Origin of the sequence: Thiorhodovibrio litoralis (genome assembly GCF_033954455.1) — a bacterium.
Classification (GTDB): Bacteria; Pseudomonadota; Gammaproteobacteria; order Chromatiales; family Chromatiaceae; genus Thiorhodovibrio; species Thiorhodovibrio litoralis.
The window spans coordinates 615707-633318 of the sequence record NZ_CP121473.1; the positions used below are offsets into that span (position 1 = coordinate 615707).

Consider the following 17612-nt stretch of genomic DNA (forward strand, 5'->3'; position numbering starts at 1 on the left):
GCATTAAATCATATCCTGAAAAAATTCTAATTTTTATATCGCTAAATGCTCACTTAAATAATTCAATAAAACTTTACCATTCTACTGAAATTGTGGTTGGAGATGGCGTCCGGTTTGTGAGGATGATACTATTTAACAAACTCTCACAGTTGGAGGAGCAAGAATTGGTGATGCACAAAAAACATTATTACCCAGAGGTCGGGCGAAACACGGTCATATTCGCGGGCGCAGTGGTTGTCGGAAACATTAGAGTTGGCTGCAACTGTCGGATTGGTGCAAATTCAGTTGTGCTGGATGATGTGCCAGATAATTCCACTGCTGTGGGCGCACCCGCGCGCGTGATCACTACCGACTAGTTTATTGCGCTTTTGTGAACACTTGGGATGCGGAAAATGAACGCCATCAATAGTCTGACCCTTTTGCGCTCCTCGCTTAACGGCGTTGTCTCACTCTCCGGTGCCAAAAACTCCGCCTTGCGTCTGCTTGCCGCTAGCCTGCTTACCTCGGAAACGGTCACACTCACCAATTACCCCTCTGGTCTTCTGGATGCCCAAGTTCATGTGGATATGCTCACCGCTCTGGGCAAGACGGCTAATCTCACATCCAGTAATGAGATCCGCATCAGCGAAACCCGCCCAATACACAGCCGCCTGACCTGGGAGGGCCGCTTGATCCGCAACACGCTGCTGATCCTTGGCGCACTGACCGCACGGTTTGGCGAGGGTAGCGTGCCGCTGCCCGGTGGCTGTAAGCTGGGTGAGCGCAAGTTCGATCTGCATGTCATGCTGCTTGAGCGCTTGGGTGCTCGTGTCTGGGAGGAAGGTGACTCCCTCTGCGCATCGGCTCCCGCTGGGCTGATCGGGGCCGAGATCCATCTTCCGCTCCGTTCGACCGGCGCTACGGAGAACGCCATCCTAGCGGGTACGCTGAGTAAGGGGATCACCCGGATCTGGAACCCTCATATCCGCCCGGAGATTCTGGATTTGATCGCGATGCTTCGGCGCATGGGGGCGAAGATCCGAGTCTTTGGCCAAGAGCATATCGAAATCACCGGGGTTGAGGGGTTGCGGGGGGCGGAACATCGGGTGATTGCCGACAACATGGAAGCGATTACCTGGCTGGCCGCCGCCGTGATTACCGATGGCGATATCGAGATCCGCGATTTTCCCTGTCGTGATCTCGTTGTTGTACTGGCGCACCTGCGGGCAGCGGGGGCAAAGCTCTATCCGGGTGAAAACTCGTTGATTGTTCGCGGCGGGGCCTGCTATCCGATCGAGATCAGCACCGGCCCTCACCCGGGAATCAACTCGGACGTGCAACCGATTCTGGCGGCTTGGGCGGCTAAGGCCCGCGGCGAGTCGCGTATCATCGACCTGCGCTTTCCCGGACGCTATGGGTATGCCAACGAGATGGCTCGAATGGGTCTCCGCCACGAGGTGGAAGGTGACATGCTAGTTATCCATGGTCAAGGCGGTGGCCTTCATGGTGCTAAAGTCCGTGCACTAGATTTACGAGCGGGTGCAGCGCTTGCCCTTTGCGGATTGGCCGCTGAGGGCAAGACCGTGATCACGGATGCGTGGCAGATTTCGCGTGGCTATGTGAACTTTGCCGAAAAACTTCGGAGTCTGGGAGCCAATGTCCAATCAGACTGACAGGCGCGATTCGGGAACAACCGTCAGCGCAGCGGCGATTCGCGACCTGAAGCGGATCTGCCCTGGGGCGGTTGCCCGCGATGTTTCCCTCGCGAGCATCAGCCGCTGGCGTATCGGCGGCACTGCGGACGTGATCGTCCGCCCCCGAAACATCGACCAATTATCGAGGCTACGGGCCTGGTTACATGCTCAGGGGCTTGCCCAGGTGGTGATCGGCGCGACTACGAATCTGCTGTTTGCCGATGAAGGGCTGCGGGCAATTTGCATACAAGTAGGTGAAGCATTTGCGTCACTTAGGGTCGATGGCTCGAAGATTACAGCAGGTGCGGGGGTCTGGGTGCCACAACTTGCACGCAGGGCCATGGAAGCAGGCCTCGCAGGTATTGAGCATACCTGCGGCATTCCGGGCACGCTAGGCGGGTTGATCTGCATGAATGGTGGTAGTCAGCGCAAGGCAATTGCTAGCAATATCCTCTATGTCTTCACAGTCGACGAAAAGGGTCATTCATACACCCATCGACCGGATGATTTAGCTTTTTCTTATCGAGCATCGATTTTTCAAGAAAGTACGGAGACTATTGTTCAAGCGGTTCTGGGCCTGGAACGGACAGATGACAAAAGAAAAATCCGGCGTGATATGATCGAAACACTAAAGTTACGGCGCGAGAAATTTCCACGAAAAATACCAAATTGTGGTTCAGTGTTTGTCAGCAATCCTGAAATGTATCGAGAGCATGGTCCGCCAGGTGTTGTGATCGAGCGTTTGGGTCTGAAAGGATATACTCGTGGCGGTGCGCACATTTCAAGTCGGCACGCCAATTTCATTTTAAATCAGGGGGCCGCAAAAGCTCGGGATGTGCTCGAATTGATCTCGATTGTGCGGGCTCGCGCCAAAAGTGACATGGGAATAAATCTAAATACCGAAGTTCGGTACGTGCATCCTGCTGGGACGATTCTTTCAGCTCATGTTGCATGCATATAAGCTATATGAAGCTACACACTTCAATTATTGATTGTCGAACCGCGATGGTTAAGTTTATAGCAATTGATAATATTGTATGAAAGTTCTATATGTGATTAGCGTTTTCAATGAAGGGAGCGGAGGCCATTACCATTCTCTCGACCATATTTCACGAGCAGTAGCCGAAGTCGAGGACGTATCTATCGTCTCCATCGGAAAAAGAGAAAGCAATACGCTTTCCAGTAGCCCTCATTATCGAGGTAACATCCTTTTTAATGGATGCAACTTTATCCGATTATTTAAACAGCTAAATGATTTCCTGACTAAGATCAATCCGGATATTATCCATTTTTTTGATGCATATTCCTATTCTATCGTAACGCTGAATCCGTTGTATCGGCGCTGGCCAATGCTTCTAACCAAATGCGGCGGAAAAAATGAGATTCACTATCCAAAAGTAGCCGCTTTAACACTATTTAGTAAAGAAAACCTAGATTATTTTCTTTGTCAACGAAAGTTCAAAGACGCTTATATCTGCCTCATTCCTCATAGAGTGAGACAACTATCGCCTCCACAAGAACTGATGCCAAATGTTTTCACGCACGATTCAAATACGTTTGTTTTTATGAGAATAGCGAGGATCGGACCATCGAAGCATAAGAGTATTTTGGATTCCATTAGATTAATAGAGAATCTACGGCGATCATCAGCGGGCGTAAACGTCTGTCTGATTGTTGTTGGTTACCTTGAGGATTCGAACGTTTTTGCCGGATTAATGAAAGAAGTAGGATCTAAATCACTACCGGTGACATTTATTACAGACGAGAAAACAAGCAAACGCGGATCTGATTGCCTGATTGCAGCGGATGCAGTTATCGGAACGGGTAGAGGAGTAATGGAGGCGAGTTCGCTAGGTCTTCCGATTTTATGCCCAACAAATAATAGCAACATACCAATATTAATTAAGAACGAGAAAATGATGCATAATTTTTTTGATACTAATTTTTCTGGAAGAGTAACCGTTGATAGCGCGACTCTCAATGGTAATATGCTGGAAATACATAAGATGATATGTGACCTAGGCCATAGAAAAAAATTAAGCGCTCTATCTAAAATGTTTTTTAGAAATCATTTTGATCTGTCGCTTGCGAAGGATAAATACAGCCATGTTTATAATGACGTAATTAAAATCAATTTCAATAATTTTGGCGATTTATTTAATAAAGCAAGATATTGCTTGAGGTGTGTTCGACTTATGTAAGTTCCTTTTTTGGAACCATCAGATGCAACCCATGTCGAAGGTAAGATTAACAGCACAAAAAACGGAGAGCACGGCAAATGAAAACTGAGAACAATGCACGCAAAAACATTAATGTTCATTACGTAGCGATTTTAATGTTTTTCTCTAACATCTGTCTAGCCAATACTATCACGGTAGACACGGCGGGTAATGATAGCAATCCTGGAACAACTGCGTTGCCGGTTGCAACATTACAAAAAGCGATAGAGCTTGCAGAGTCCGATGATGTGATAGAGATAAAACCTGGAAGATATGAATCAACCGGCGGAATCAAAATAGATCATAAGGAAAATATCACAATAAGTGGAGTAATTGACAATGGCGGCAATATCCCCGAATTCATGCTCATGGGTGGTTACGTTAACGGAGTAGAGTTTGGTGAAGAAACAAGAAATATTGTTCTCGAAAATATTTCTTTAACATGGATGTCTAATGAAGATGGTAATGTTCTGGCAATAGCGGGATCCGACATTACTGTAAGAAACAACAAACTATCATTTGATCAAAATTCGTTGGCGACTAAGTATGATGGAATTAAAATACTTGCAACTGCGAAGAACATTTTAATTCAAAGTAATGAGATATCAAAAGCGCCACAGCAATGCATTGATGCGGTCGGCGGTATAGGCATTGTCGTCAGAGGTAACAAATTGCAAAATTGCGATTCTGGCATCGTGTTGAAAGGAGGGACTTCTGGTAACTTAATCGAATTCAATTTTATTCGAAATATGACGCACAGCGGCATCGGTCTCGGTGGGACAACGCTGCCAGAATATAGTCAAGCCGAATATGAGATTTCTTCAACAACCGCGAGGGAAAATATCATTACTTATGATGATCCAAACAATATCGGCGGCGGTATTTTTTTAAGGGGGGCTGAGAATTGTACTGTAGAAAACAATTCTATTTATGGTCCTGGTATTTACATTCAGGCCGGTGGAGATCCAGCCAAGTTAAACTATAAAAGCGCCAATAATGTTATTAAATCCAATATTGTTTGGAGGACGGGGAACGACGGTATTTTAGTCGTCGACGCGGGAAATGATTTGGGTTTGACATTAGAAAGCAATTGTTACTGGAAAACCACTGGTTCTGGGGAGTTTAAGATTAACGGCACATGGCTATCTTATGCATCCTATCTCTCTGATATAAAGTTTGATTCGGAATCGGTATTTGAAGACCCAGCGTTTTTAAATCCCCAGGATGGTGACTTTATAGTGCCTCCGACAAGTCCATGCTTCACAAAAGGTGCAGACCAAAGCAAGTTTACTAAATTAGATGCCGCGATACCTGCACCGACCCTCAGAATTGAATGACAAAAAAGAGTTGCGATCAATTCTTGCGAGATAATGGGTCGCTCTTTGCCTAGACGAAACATCATCGTGGCCCCTCCCGGCCGGTTGCCAGAAACGGAAGTTCTGCCTCCGCAGTTTTCGCTAAAACCGCCATTTGGCCGAGGGGATGTTAGAGCCGCATTGTGTCTATGATCCCGTGCGCAATCTCGCCTTCATGACGCTCGGGACCTCGCGCGAGACCATTGTCTTTGTCTATGACGCCATCGCGCGGGCTTGGCTCGCGCTGTTTAAGGCCCTCTATCCCCGCGCTACGGAGATCTTGCTGCAGTTCGATTGCGGTGGCGCTAACGCCGTGCGCTCCCTGCGCTTCAAAGAAGACCTGATCGCTTTGTCCGCGCAGCAAGGCCGGCGCTTGCGCATTGCCCACTATCCGCCCTACACCTTCAAGTGGAATCCTATCGTGCACCGCCTGTTCAGGCAGATCGAACGACGCTGGCGCGGCGTAATCCTTGATACCCCGCAGAAGGGGCTCTTGACTGTTGAGCAGACCCGGACAAACACCGGTCTGCAAGCAGGGCAATCGCATCAAGGTCCACTAATATTCGAGTCGCCTGACATCGTCTTCCGCCGTGGCGGATCGGGCGGCTCAAAAAGCAGTTTTCCCAGGTATTTCTCATTCCACCCAGCCGTCAATCGCTTGTTGTGAATCCCCAGTTTATGCGTGGAGTCCTTTTTCAGCCGAGTCAGGGCAAGATGTCTCAAGACCGCGAAGTTCTCCCGTGCAATCGGCTCGCGCAGGCGCGACTCATCTTCGCGAAAGCCGATATCCAGACACCAGTGAACCGCGTTTTCGATCCCCCAATGGCCGCGCGCGGCTGTAGCAAAGGTGTCGGCGTTGATGCCACAGCTCCCGATGTAGTAGCGTGTCTCTTGCGTGATTTTGCCGTTGCAGGTGCGCTCACTCTGCACCATGCCGATCATGTTCATCCCCTTCCAGCCTTCGCTGTGTGGCACCGCGCTGAGGTCTTCAAGCGTGCGGTAGCGACGGGTTTCGACGCGGCCATGTCCGCTGTCGCGCGTTTCAACGCCCTCAGAGACCAGTCCGGCATAGCCGCGCGCATCGGCTTCAATGAACGCTTCATTGACCTCTTCGACCAGGTGACCTTGGTTGCCTTTGAGGGCCAGCAAGTAGTCGCCGCCTTGGTCGATAATTTGCGCGGCAATGGCTTTCTGGCAGCCCATGGCATCGATCGTGACGATGCATCCGCGCAGGCAGAGCAGTTCCAGCAACTTCGGAATCGCGGTGATCTCGTTGGACTTCGCTTCGGTGGCAACCTGTCCCAGCACCATCCGGTTCGCCGTGGCCCATGCGCTGACCATATGCAATGCCCCCAGTCCGCGTGCCCGATCAAAGGAGTGACGCAGGGTCTTGCCATCAATGGCCACCACCTCCGCCGGGATCAGTTCGCGAATCGATTCGGCCCACGAGCGGAAGCAGGCTTGAAAGGCCGCCGGCTCGATCAGCGAAAACACCCGCCCGAAGGTATCGTGGGACGGAATCCCATTGGGCAAGTCCAGAAACTGCCGCAGCCATGCCTCCTTGCTGCGCCCAAACTGTGCGATCGCCGCGAAGCCCTCGGCCCCGCCAAGAATAGCGGCGATGGCGATCACGATCATCTCCAGAAGAATGTGCCGCCGCTGCGTGGGGTTGCGCGGATCGACAAGTGGGGCAAAGTGCCGCGTGAGTGCGTGATCAAGGGCAGTAGCAGATGGCATGGCAGGTCTCCGAGTCAGGCAAGTATTTTCAGCTGATTATCTTGGAAACCTCTACCTGTGTCTAAAAGTATATTATTAAGCGTTGATGCGATAGCCCTGGGTCTGCAAGTGGTCGGTCAAATCCTTGATCGCTGCTATGAGATCGGACGAACCTTTTCGATACGTTCCGCAGCACCAAAGATCAATTCATTCGCCCTGATCAGAATCTGAGCGGATGGAATTACGTTGTAGATGCCAATTAATTTCATGCATAAGTTGTATGACTCATGATTGAATCGTTATTTAATAATTGAAAATAATATATCATCAATATGTTACTTGAGTCAACAATTGAACTTATTGGCGTCGCATTGACTCCTGTACTTGTTGTCGGCATTTTTCTGCGTCCCCAAATTCTTTTATGGTACTTGGTGCTTGATTCATGGGTTGTTATTAGAATTAGCCAAATATCGATATTTATTCCCGCACTTACATTCAATCGGATCATGGTTTTCGTTGGAATTATCGTATTAGTTATGCAAAAAGTCGGGGCTCGAAAAAAAGCGCCACCATCACTTTTTACATTACCATCCTTAATCATGTTTTTTTTCATCTTTTACTGCCTCTTTTCTTATTATAGTTATGCGCACTCTATCAACACACTCTTACTTAACAATCTTATTTTTTTTGTTCTTTGCCTATTTTTAATAGAAAGTAAAAAAAACAACGAGGTACTTGCTACCGTGAGCATAATTGCGACTATTGTTGCGTTTCTGTTAGGAGGATCGACACTAGCTAATATTTTAATAAATATGGATCTCGCTCAGCGTAGTATCGCCGGAAACCGTAATCAGACAGGAGTCTATTTGATCCTTTGCCTAAGCTTTTTGATTCCATACCGAATGTCGCTTGGGCGCTCTCAATTGTTGGCTCGCCTCACAGTTTCCCTGGCAATTGTCGTTGCTTCCATTTCTGTTATCCTCGGCTTAGGAAGAATGACGACTTTTGCATTTATAGTCATCATGTCCTATTTTATTTTTCGCGGATATATTTCCAAGACAACGATAGTTGTCTCACTCTTTATAATTCTTTTGGTGGGATTATTGCACGGCGATTTTCTGGTAAGCTTTTCCGAAAAGCTATTGCGTCTTCCGAGCGCAAGTATTGAAAAGCTAGACGACCAACAACTCGGGGCCTTGACGTCTGGTCGGAACGTATTGTATGAGCAAGCGTGGAAATTATATCAAGGCAATACGTTGTTTGGCGCGGGTTTCGACAAATGGGTATATGTTCAGGAGGCCAGGTTTGGCAGAAGTACCTCCCTGCATTCTCGCTGGCTACAAATACTTATTGAAACGGGTGTGCTAGGAATTGCGCTCTACGGTTCGCTATACTTCTTTAGCTTTGGGTCATTAGGCAAACGCTCTGGCTCCAGACTGCTACGAGACGCGCTAGGGGCAGGTTTATTTGTTTTTTTTGTTGCTGGCATCACCGATAACCACGGATTCAATGATCGTATCTTTTATTTTATCGTCGCCTTGATCGCTGATTTCAGTACGAAGCGCAAGATACCTAACATTAGGGTATCGACTCAGCACCTCTTGAAAGGGGCATACATGGATAATCCAAGGCCCCGATAACAATCTTTGAGGGAAGACAATATAATGCTAAATCCAAAACTGAAAAGAGTTTGCTTTATTATCAATAATCTGCAAATCGGAGGAGCCGAGCGTTTATTAATAGAAACAATACTGAAGTGGCAACAACGACCTCACTGGGAGTTACATTTAGTCCTTGGAGACGACCGGATCGACTTCGATTCCATATCTTCATGTCGACTGGCGTCTTTGCATATCCTGCCAATGGCGTCTACCTTTCGCCGTATTCTTACGTTGCGTCAGTATTTTATCAATCACAATATCGATGTGTGCGTTTCCCACCTTGAGCGCTCAAACAAGACTGCGGCGATTGCGGCAATGCTTGCTCGGATCCCTTGTGTTGCGGTAGTTCACAACATCAATATTTATCCACCAAGAGCGCCATCGGGGGTTGTCGCGGCGGCGATTTATAATCTGCTATGCTGGCGAGTAGTAGCGGTTTCTGATGCAGTTGCTGAGTATTTGAATAGAATAGGCATTTTATCAACAAAAATCAAAATCATCAATAACGGAGTCGATACCGAGGCATTTTACCATTCGTATGCCTATTCGTTTTCCTTGAATCCTGTTACCTTTCTTTTCATTGGGCGTCTCGTTCCCGCCAAAAATCTATCCTTATTACTTGCGGCTCTCGGGCAATTCGATAGGAAATGCAATCGCTGGAAATTGATTGTAATAGGTAATGGAGTCGAGCGTCATAGCCTGGAACGGCAAGCAAGGGATCTCCATATTGTTGATAAAGTGTCGTTTATTGACGCGATACCAAATCCATGGGTGTTGTTAGGGGACTCTTCTGTTTTAGTGTTCACCTCTGTTAGAGAAGGAATGCCGATGGTGTTATTAGAAGGCATGAGTATTGGCTTACCCATTATTTGTTCGAATGTAGGGCAATTTCCCATTGTTGTGACATCTGAAAATGGTATCGTTTTTGAGTCAGGCAATCTTCATGCTTTGGTTGATGCTATGTGCGCTTTTTCCAAATTATCTATTGAAGAAATTCGCAGTATGTCAATCGCTTCGCGCCGTCTAGCTGCCGCTTATGACATTAATGTCTGCGTTGATAAGTATTGTTCTTTAGCCATGAACGCACTGGAAAACAGTCGATAACCCTTGTGAAAGCATTAGGGATGAGGTGGCTTGGAAGTTATTAATTCAGCCGGAGCATTCAATGAACCTAAGTGTTATTTTTCATAGTTGGCTGTTTAAAGATGGTTCCGGGTATTGGTGCAAGGATGTTTATGGGATTTACTTTGAAAAATTAGCCGAGAGATTCGATTTGAATCTTGTGGCTACCGTTAAGGAGGATGCTCAAACTTTTAGCACTCGAAAATTTTCCAGTGATCATCGAATAGTCATCACGCACTTGCCAAACAATCCACTGAGTAAGATGGCGGCTTTGTGGAATGGAATTCGGAATGCGGAATTTGTGCTGATTTTTATGCCGACCTATTCTGGCGCATTTGCGGGAGTCGTTGCCCGAATCTCAGGAATTCCTTACGCCGTTTACCATGGGATCGACTGGGTTCAAAATACCACTTGGGCTCGCCGAGTTGATTCATCCCGGCTGGGATGGTTGATAGAGCGCTTCGAGCCTTTTTGGATACGCTGGTGGGATATGCAGCTTATACGGGGGAGCCGTTTCGTACTCACGGCGGGTGGGCAGCTTCAAGAAAAATATCAATCTCTTGGCCTCCGAGTCATTCCGACTGTCCCTATTATTCAATTCGCACGCCGTGACTTATGCGTACCTAAGAAATCTTTGCATTCTCCGATACGTTTACTTTATGTAGGCGGCCTGATGGTACGCAAAGGCGTGCAGGATTTACTAAGTGCATTGACCAAACTGCGTGGACGCCTCGATTTTACACTGACGCTCGTCGGGGACGGCCCAGATAGGAGGTTAATTGAGAAGAAAGTAAAGGCCTTAGGTTTGGATCAGCAGGTTCATTTAGCGGGTTTTGTCGCTGCTAGCGACGAGTTAAAGAATATCTATCGCACTCATGATATTTTTGTTTTACCGAGCTATGCCGAAGGATTTCCACGGGTACTCTATGAAGCGGCGCTGTTTGGGCTGCCGATATTAACGACGGATGTAAACGGTATCCCTTATCTTCTGCAGGATGAACACAGCGCGCTCTTTCTTCGAGTAGGCGGCATTGAAGATATCGCTAACAAGGTTGGACGAATTTGTGAAGATACGGATCTTCGTTGCCGGATTGCAAAAGAGGCTAACCAAATTGTGACTGATATTCTTGATTGTCCAGCTTGGCAACAACATGGCGATCTTATACTTTCTGAAATGACGAATAATTAAGTGTAAGTCATTGGTATGGGAGTATTCTTGTGAAAAAAAAAATATTGTTCGTATCAAATTATCCAGTAAATTATCGGGTCGATTTTTATAACGAGCTTTTTCGTCTTTTTGGCCACGATTGCATCCGGTTTGCATTTGTAGAATCTGGCGAGCGTCATGTGCGAGCGATAAGTGTTTATGAGGGAGAACCCTTTCACGCATGCAGTCAGGTTATTGATGACGTCTCTATGCCCAAAGTACTCTTTAAAATTGCGCGACTGCTATTGCAGTTTCGGCCGGATGTTGTTGTCATCACGGGGTTTCCCTACTATTTATTAGGTATGGCGGTCTATCGGATACTTACGTCCTGTAGATTCGTGATCTGGTGGGCCGGTACGGCTCACTCGGAGTGTGATCGCTCTTTACTGCGTATGATCTACCGGCGTTTTTTTTCTCGCCTTTATTCTGATGGAATTTTTTATTCGCGTCTCTCGTTGGATTATTATCAAAAAATCTCAGTGAATTTGCAGCGTACCTACATACTTGGTAACAACACCAGGGATTCGCACAAGATCTACCGTGCATACAAGAGTGACAAAACAACACTCCGGCCGCAGAGACAGCAATGCGCATTGTCTTTTATTACGGTTGGCTTTCAAAACCCGAGTAAAAACACTATGTATCTGCTGGAAGCGGCGAGGCTTGTTAAGGATAGCGCTTTAGTTTTTGAACTTGTCGTCATCGGTGACGGTGAGGAGTTACCGCGTCTTCGAGCATATGCGTCTCAACATGATTTACCAGTCGTTTTCCATGGGGCAAAAAGTCCGCATGAAACATTGCAACTTATGTCGCAAGCCGATGTAATGATACATCCTAGCCTTAAAGATCGCTCGCCCCAAACCTATACCGAAGCAATCTGTCTGGGGCTTCCGGTATTAATCTCGAAATCATCTGGGGTTGATGACGCTTATGTTTCCCGTTTTGCGGATGAGGTTGTATTTGATCCTTGTGATATTTCCGATATTGCCCAGAAGATGCGATTATTGATAGAATCTCCCGCTCTGGTTTCGCGACTGGGAGACGCGGCCCTGGAAACCGCATTTCAACATGATGGCTTAACTGGCGCCAAAGACGTATATGATTTTCTTAGCGGACCCTGATTTTAGCATTCGGCGCAGCAAAAGCCGGACGTTTAAAGTTAGAGTCATTGTCAGAATGCATGAAAATATTATTAGTCCACAATTGTTATGGATCAGCCTCCCCTTCCGGAGAAAATCGAGTATTCGAGGCAGAAGGTTCGATGTTGCGGAAGTATGGCCATGACGTTAAGTTGTTTGTTCGGCAGAGCGATTCTATTCGATCAAAAGGCAAACGTGGGGAACTCATTGGAGGAGTAGTCACGCCGTGGAATTTTCAGATGACCCGCGCTATCAAGCGCGCAGTGCGATGCTTTTGCCCTGATGTCGTGCATGTCCACAATACTTTTCCTCTTATTTCTCCAGGTATTTTTCACGCTATCGGGAGCAATTTTCCGCGGGTCGTGACATTACATAACTATCGGTTATTTTGCCCGGCTGGCATCCCAATGCGGGATGGAAAGATTTGCATTGATTGTCTCAGGAAGCGGAACCCATTGCCGGCGTTGTACTATGGTTGCTATCGCGACTCTCATATCGCGACAGTACCACTTGCTCTTTCGGTTGTGCTGCACCGAGCGATAGGGACGTGGACACGGCAGGTCGAAGCGTTTATCGCGCTTTCAGACTTTCAGCGGGGTCTGATGAGTTCCGCCGGTCTGCCGTTAGCAAAGGTGCATGTGAAGCCAAATTTCTTCCCCGAAATCCCGGAGGTGATAACTTGGAAGGCGAGACACGGCTACGTTGTGTTTGTTGGACGTTTATCGCAGGAAAAAGGGTTGGTCTGTTTATTGCAAGCATGGGCTGGATGGGGGCCATCGGCCCCCGAATTACGCATTGTTGGCGAAGGAAATTTGCGTCCCACGCTTGAAAAAATGGCGTCAGGATTGCCAGTGCGCGTTCTCGGACAAATGCCTGGGACCGCCACACAAGCTCAAATCGCGGGGGCGAATTTGCTCGTATTACCGTCGGAATGCTTCGAAGGTTTTCCAATGGTGGTGCCAGAGGCGTTCGCATTTGGAACTCCCGTGGCTGTTTCGAACCTTGGGCCGTTGCCAAGCATTGTCTCCTCAGGGGAGAACGGCCTGGTCTTCGAGCCTTCAACGCCGAACTCTTTACTAGAGGTTGTGCGATCCGCTTGGCAGACACCCGGATTGCTCGAACGCCTCGGACAGCATGCGCGTGCTGAGTTTAAGAAGAAATATACAGAGGATGTCAACTATTCGAGACTCATCAAGATTTATGAAAGCGCAATTGGTGGTACTGGAGGAAATGGCTCATCTTTTTCCTTGTCATAAGTCTGTAATATAATGCAAATTATCGTGTTTTTATCGTACGGATTCGTGCAGAAAGATTTTCAGGCTTTCTTCTGTGTACCGATGATCTCCATCAGAATGTACTTCAGGTAGACGGGCGTCGAGATTAGGTTCCGCCGCCACAAGCGTCTCGGCTCACGCAACAATCGCGGTAGCCATTCAAGTCCGAGTTTGCGAATCCACTCTGGAGACCGTTTCTTTGAGCCGCCATAAAAATCGAAAACGGCACCAATTGCGCAGATGAGCGGCACTTGGAGTACCTGCCGATGATTTTCAATCCATTTTTCCTGCTTGGGAGCTGTCATGCCGACCCATAGCACGTCCGGCTTAGCTTCGTTGATCATCTGAGCCATTTTACGGTTCTCTTCTTGGGAAAAGGTCTGCTTGAATGGCGGGGAGTAAGTGCCGCAAACTGAGATATTGGTGAAATCCTTAGCGAGCTTGTGAGCGATTGCATTAAGAACACCTGGAGTGGATCCAAGAAAGAAATAACGCAGGTTTTCTGATTTATCGGCCAGTTGGGATAAATGAAGAAAAAACTCAGTTCCTGCTACTCTTTCCCTGATGGGAAGGCCAAGCATTTTGGCGCCTAGAATAATGCCGGCACCGTCGGGAAGTAATAGACTGGCGCGGGTCAGTGCCAATCGAAATTCATCATCATGCTTTGCCACAACGATCGAGTGTGGGTTAATGCAGTCCACGACATCAACTCGCGTCTTCTCGTTGAGCATATCGAACGCCAGTCTAACGTCACCATGCAGACCACGAGCGCTGATGTCATAACCCAGTAGACGACTTGATGGCCTTATCTCGCCGGATACTTGATCGTTCTGTGTGAGACCCCTTGGTTTTTTGTGTGGAAGTTTCGGTGTGGTCATTTTGTTGCCTTCTAGTTCCTTATTTCGGCTTATGTTGCGAAAAAAAGCCGCTAGTGGTATCTCTTAGAGCATTGCAGAAGGAGATACCGCTATGACAAAGAAATATGTAGTCCGTCTCAGCGATGAAGAGCGTGGTTTGTTGGAAGACCTGGTGAGCAAAGGGCAAGCGGCGGCGCAGAAGATCAAACATGCGAATGTATTGCTCAAGGTCGATGCCGAAGGGGCGAATTGGAGCGATGCACAAGCCGCTGAGGCGTTCGGTTGCGCGCCGCGCACTGTCTTCAGCATTCGCGAGCGGTTCGTCGAACAAGGATTTGAAGCGGCGCTTTCACGCAAGCAACGTGAGCACCCGAGCTGCGAGCCCCTGCTCGATGGGGAAAAGCAGGCGCGGTTGGTGCAAATTGCCTGTAGCGAGCCGCCTCCCGGATACGCGCGCTGGACGTTGAATTTACTCGCGGGGAAGTTGGTGGAACTGGATGTCGTTGAGAGCATCTCGGCACCCACGGTGATGCGCGCACTAAAAAAAACGCACTCCAACCGCATCGGCGCAAGTGCTGGGTGATTCCCCCCGGGGAAGACGCCGCCTTTGTGGCGCAAATGGAAGATGTCCTGGAGGTCTACCGCCGCCCCTACGACCCCAAGAAGCCAGTTGTCTGCATCGATGAACAACCGACCCAGTTGATTGCCGAGACACGCCAGCCCCTGCCGATGCAACCGGGCCAACCCGAACGCTACGATTATGAATATGAGCGCGCCGGTACGGCGGTGAACTTCATGATCACAGAACCCTTGGGGCAATGGCGCAAAGTCAGTGTGCGCGAAACCAAAACCGCGATCGATTTAGCCCAAGAAATCAAGACATTGCTGGACGTGGACTATCCCGACGCCGAGAAAGTCGTCATCGTCTGGGACAACCTCAATACGCATACGCCCGCCTCTCTGTACAAAGCCTTCCCACCTGAGGAAGCGCGGCGGTTGATCGAGCGCTTGGAAATCCACTACACCCCAAAGCACGGCAGCTGGTTGGACATTGCCGAAATCGAACTCAGTGTCATGACCAAGCAGTGCCTAGACCGCCGCATCGGCGATATCGAAACGCTTCGCCGCGAAACCGCCGCCTGGGCAGAACAACGCAACGAGGCCCAAATCGGCGTCGACTGGCAATTCACCAACGACAAAGCGCCTGTGAAGTTGAAGCACTTGTATCCGCAAGTTAAGCTGAAATGAGGTCCTAGTTGCCTATTTTAAGTGCGATGAATTGTAGCGAGAGATGGTCGCTGTGTCTCTCTACCTGGGAGATGTCAGTCCGGTAGGATGGTTGTGTCCACTCCGAAAAGGCACTCCGCCGTGGAGTCGCTGTTGGCTGCGGGCTGAGCACCAGGGATAGTAACCAGTTGCGCGAGCGACGGGTCTTACACGGATATTTGACGAACATTGACTAGGGTACAACGCGCTTCATGTAAACCTGCCGCGATCGAAGCTGTTGGCAATTGCCGGGCAGCCCTGGGCTAGCGTTCAGGCAGCCATTTCGGCCTCTTTGGCCTGATACAGGACTATCCGCTTCACGTTGAGCCACGCCACTCGGCACACCGCCCAGAGCTGAACGGCGCTGCGACCGCGATACTTCAGCTTCTTGTTTCGGGTGTGGTAGACGAGTTGGAAGATGCTCGCCTCGACGTTGCAGCGGCGATTGAAGAGCTCGCGCGGGAGATACTTCGTGCGCCGTCGCGTGGCGGCCGCATCAATGGTTTTGTCGGTGATGTAACGCCATTGGCCGTCGGCACGAAACCGATAGCGACCCGGTTTGTATTCTTCGGCGAGTTGGCGCTCGCCGCTGTGGCGGTCGACGACGATGACACCCTCGTCGGTGCGCTCGACGTCGTAGCGCCCGGGCTTGCCGGGGAAACCGGTGTAATGGATGTCTTTGTCCTGCTCGTTGGCGTAGGTCTCATTGGCTTCGCTGTAGTAGGCGCCGTCGGCGGAGATCGCTTCTGCCGGGGTCTCGAGCACCTGTTCGCTGTTGGCGACCGCCTCTTGGAGGTAGCTGTTGTCGGCGGCGGTGGCGGGCTCGACTTGGACGTCGACGATGAGGTTGAGCCCGTCGTCCTGGCAGGTTTCGGTGAGGTTGACGCTGTAACCGCGCGCGGTCTCATCGCGGTTCTTGCGGTAGGCGGCGTCTTCGTCATGCGGGGATTGGAGCGAGTCGGCACTGATCTCTTGGGCGGGTTTGAGCGTCACGCGGGTCGCCTCGTTTGAATCATCGACCTGGTATTGCTCAAGCAGTAGCCGCTCGATGAGCGAATAGCGGGGGCTGCTCTGGGCATCGTAAGTCTGATGCAGACGCAGGAGTAATTCGCCAAGCTCCTCGAGCCAGGCGTGCTTGGCGGTTTCTTCCAGGCGGTAGATGTGCTGACTCGGGCGTTTGGCGCACAGGCGTTCCAGCAGGGCGCGGTCGGCGTCGCTTAGGCGCGCTTGCTGCTCGGGCGCGAGGCTGTTCCAGAAGACCTGCAGGCAGGCGATGATGAGCTGTAAGCGGGTGCAGGCGGCCAGGTTGCTGCCCAGAAGGGTGCTATCCATGCGCAGGCGATCACCCACCACGCCGAGGCGCTTGGCTTGCTCGCGCGTGAGCTCCTGAAAGACGTCTTTGAGCAGGTTCTCGCCTGTCTCGACTTGGTGGGCAGACAATCGCTGCTTGAACAGGTAGTAGGTCGATTCGACCGGCACTTCGTTGGTGAGGTTCATCAGTCCCAAGGCGCGACGCACCAGCAGATTGAAGTGCACCGCCTCGAACAATTCCTCGTCACTCCAGCCGAAGCCCTCTTTGAGGATGAGCATCCCGACCAGCAGGCGCAGCGGGGCGTTCGGGCGACCGGTGGTGTCATCGAACAGCTCGGCAAAACGCTCCTCGGGAATGCGGTTGGTGACTTGGTCGAGGAAGACGTTCTGCCAGGCGCTGGGATCGTTGAGCTTCTTCTGGTCGAGAGCGCGCAAGAACTGCTCGACGTTGCTGAACAGATCAATCTGGCTGCTGGCAGGGCTGGCTCGGAACATCGTCTGGATGGCCTCGGCTGAGTCTTTGGACGGACGGTGCTATTTTACCAGCCATCGGCTGCCAGTCGACCGGTCTGGGGACTTTTCGGAGGGGACTCATGGTTGAAGAACGAACCGCATTTTTTGCGAGGGTTCTGGCGGGGATGTCGTCCAGGCAATTGCTACGTTCTTGCTTATCCGTGTTGGTGACTGATGAACTGTGTGGCGCGTTGATCCGGCGGGAGTGGTGCTCCACTGGCGCTCGGGCGCGTTCGACCCGAAACGACTGCAATGGGGCGGCTGGATGCCGCCGCATCCGACGATCAAGGGGTACGGGC

At 49.8% G+C, this 17612-nt stretch carries 13 protein-coding genes and 1 pseudogene; 11 read left to right on the forward strand and 3 right to left on the reverse strand.

The genetic code is table 11. The features are described from left to right. Positions 1-392 precede the first annotated feature (392 nt). The 5 genes and pseudogenes from Thiosp_RS02795 to Thiosp_RS02815 form a co-directional block, all read left to right on the forward strand. Positions 393-1652: a UDP-N-acetylglucosamine 1-carboxyvinyltransferase gene (locus Thiosp_RS02795; RefSeq protein ID WP_242518923.1), complete on the forward strand. Its 1260-nt coding sequence runs from the start codon at positions 393-395 to the stop codon at positions 1650-1652. Further along, complete coding sequence (gene murB / locus Thiosp_RS02800; protein ID WP_201068798.1) at positions 1636-2634, forward strand: UDP-N-acetylmuramate dehydrogenase; 999 nt, start codon at positions 1636-1638, stop codon at positions 2632-2634. Before Thiosp_RS02795 ends, murB begins: the two co-directional genes overlap by 17 nt. Before the next feature lie 76 nt (positions 2635-2710). After that, positions 2711-3874 carry a glycosyltransferase family protein gene (locus tag Thiosp_RS02805; protein ID WP_201068797.1) on the forward strand — a complete coding sequence of 388 codons (1164 nt, stop codon included), beginning with the start codon at positions 2711-2713 and terminating at the stop codon, positions 3872-3874. A gap of 77 nt (positions 3875-3951) precedes the next feature. Further along, complete coding sequence (locus Thiosp_RS02810) at positions 3952-5229, forward strand: right-handed parallel beta-helix repeat-containing protein (protein ID WP_201068796.1); 1278 nt, start codon at positions 3952-3954, stop codon at positions 5227-5229. A gap of 193 nt (positions 5230-5422) precedes the next feature. Continuing rightward, positions 5423-5722, forward strand: a pseudogene (locus Thiosp_RS02815) (ISAzo13-like element transposase-related protein); the annotation flags it as partial. 71 nt (positions 5723-5793) lie between these two features. Here the strand turns inward: Thiosp_RS02815 and Thiosp_RS02820 are convergent. After that, positions 5794-6984, reverse strand: coding sequence for an ISAs1 family transposase (locus tag Thiosp_RS02820; protein WP_323696811.1), 1191 nt, complete (start codon positions 6982-6984; stop codon positions 5794-5796). Between the two features lie 311 nt (positions 6985-7295). On the opposite strand from Thiosp_RS02820, the gene Thiosp_RS02825 reads away from it, so the two are divergent. From Thiosp_RS02825 to Thiosp_RS02845, 5 genes are all read left to right on the forward strand, one after another. Then, on the forward strand, positions 7296-8603 hold the full coding sequence (locus Thiosp_RS02825; protein WP_323696812.1) for an O-antigen ligase family protein: 1308 nt from the start codon (positions 7296-7298) through the stop codon (positions 8601-8603). A 24-nt stretch (positions 8604-8627) separates the two neighbouring features. Further along, the gene (locus tag Thiosp_RS02830) at positions 8628-9728 is read left to right on the forward strand and encodes a glycosyltransferase (RefSeq protein ID WP_323696813.1); all 1101 of its coding nucleotides are present in this window, start codon (positions 8628-8630) and stop codon (positions 9726-9728) included. A gap of 61 nt (positions 9729-9789) precedes the next feature. Continuing rightward, positions 9790-10935 (forward strand): glycosyltransferase family 4 protein, encoded by a 1146-nt coding sequence (locus Thiosp_RS02835; protein ID WP_323696814.1) that lies wholly within the window; start codon positions 9790-9792, stop codon positions 10933-10935. Between the two features lie 29 nt (positions 10936-10964). Continuing rightward, entirely contained in the window at positions 10965-12074 is a 1110-nt protein-coding gene (locus Thiosp_RS02840) for a glycosyltransferase family 4 protein (protein WP_323696815.1), read from the forward strand. Positions 12075-12214: 140 nt separating this feature from the next. Further along, complete coding sequence (locus Thiosp_RS02845; protein WP_323696816.1) at positions 12215-13348, forward strand: glycosyltransferase family 4 protein; 1134 nt, start codon at positions 12215-12217, stop codon at positions 13346-13348. 59 nt (positions 13349-13407) lie between these two features. Here the strand turns inward: Thiosp_RS02845 and Thiosp_RS02850 are convergent, their stop codons facing one another. Next, positions 13408-14244 (reverse strand): WecB/TagA/CpsF family glycosyltransferase, encoded by an 837-nt coding sequence (locus tag Thiosp_RS02850; RefSeq protein ID WP_323696817.1) that lies wholly within the window; start codon positions 14242-14244, stop codon positions 13408-13410. Between the two features lie 91 nt (positions 14245-14335). Between Thiosp_RS02850 and Thiosp_RS02855 the strand changes: the two genes are divergently transcribed. Further along, a protein-coding gene (locus Thiosp_RS02855; protein WP_323696818.1) for an IS630 family transposase occupies positions 14336-15471 on the forward strand; the annotation gives its coding sequence in 2 pieces (ribosomal slippage) (positions 14336-14762 and positions 14762-15471; 1137 coding nt in all). Between the two features lie 288 nt (positions 15472-15759). Here the strand turns inward: Thiosp_RS02855 and Thiosp_RS02860 are convergent. Further along, positions 15760-17295, reverse strand: a complete 1536-nt coding sequence (locus Thiosp_RS02860; RefSeq protein ID WP_201066138.1) for a transposase — start codon at positions 17293-17295, stop codon at positions 15760-15762. Between the last annotated feature and the right edge of the window lie 317 nt (positions 17296-17612).